The 672-nt window shown below is 39.7% G+C and carries 2 protein-coding genes; both read right to left on the reverse strand.

The window, feature by feature from the left end; all coding sequences use genetic code 11:
* Positions 1–101: 101 nt before the first annotated feature.
* Positions 102–491 carry a YmaF family protein gene (locus B2899_RS14840; RefSeq protein WP_146810668.1) on the reverse strand — a complete coding sequence of 130 codons (390 nt, stop codon included), beginning with the start codon at positions 489–491 and terminating at the stop codon, positions 102–104.
* The coding region (locus tag B2899_RS14845; protein WP_286886820.1) for a hypothetical protein at positions 491–672 on the reverse strand (182 nt) is incomplete at its 5' end. The genes B2899_RS14840 and B2899_RS14845, both read right to left, overlap by 1 nt.

Raw genomic sequence — 672 nt, forward strand, 5'->3', positions numbered from 1 at the left:
CACCCTTAGTGTCCAACTTCTCTGGGGGGCTAAAGAGTAATCTCAGCTATGTAAAAAGCGGCTTTCTAGTGCACCAAAGAGCCGCTTTGTTATAAGTTTCCTTATATAAGGGGACTTTGAATTAAGGTGGAGAATTCGAAATTATGGACGTGGCCATCGTTCAGTGTAGTTCTTCCTTTGGCAAAGTGTACATGCTTTCCGTTCCCAACAGGAATAGCAGGACCCGTTATTATTCTAACTTGATGAAGGTGATTAAAAAAATCGGTATTAACAGTTATCACATGTACATGGCTATTACCTCTGCGGATTGCTTGACTTGTAACTCCTGCAAAACGATGGTTATGTCTGTCAGCCCCTGCTTCTGCCAACTTGGTACTACCTAAAAATTCGTGTGTATGTGTCTGTACCTGTATCTGTCTTTTTGTGTACGTTTTGCTGTTAGGTTTATTTTTTATCTGGAAACTTTTTTTATTTGTTGGCTTTTTATTCATCAAGATGCCTCCTTGAAGTAAAGTCTTATCGTATCGTATGGTTGTCTTTTCTTTTTGGTTTGGACGATTATTATTAGGAAATTGCCCTTTTTAAAGGAGGCTACGAACTGAAAAAATGGCGTGAAAATGGCATGATTTTGGCTGAAGCTTGGCGCGCCATTTTGAGATAGGGGTGGTATGA

It is taken from the genome of Aneurinibacillus sp. UBA3580, from assembly GCF_002375825.1.
GTDB classification, from domain to species: Bacteria; Bacillota; Bacilli; order Aneurinibacillales; family Aneurinibacillaceae; genus Aneurinibacillus; species Aneurinibacillus danicus.

Coding starts and splice junctions, on each gene's coding strand:
- B2899_RS14840 (WP_146810668.1), bottom strand. CDS start 491: ATGAATAAAAAGCCAACAAATAAAAAAAGTTTCCAGATAAAAAATAAA.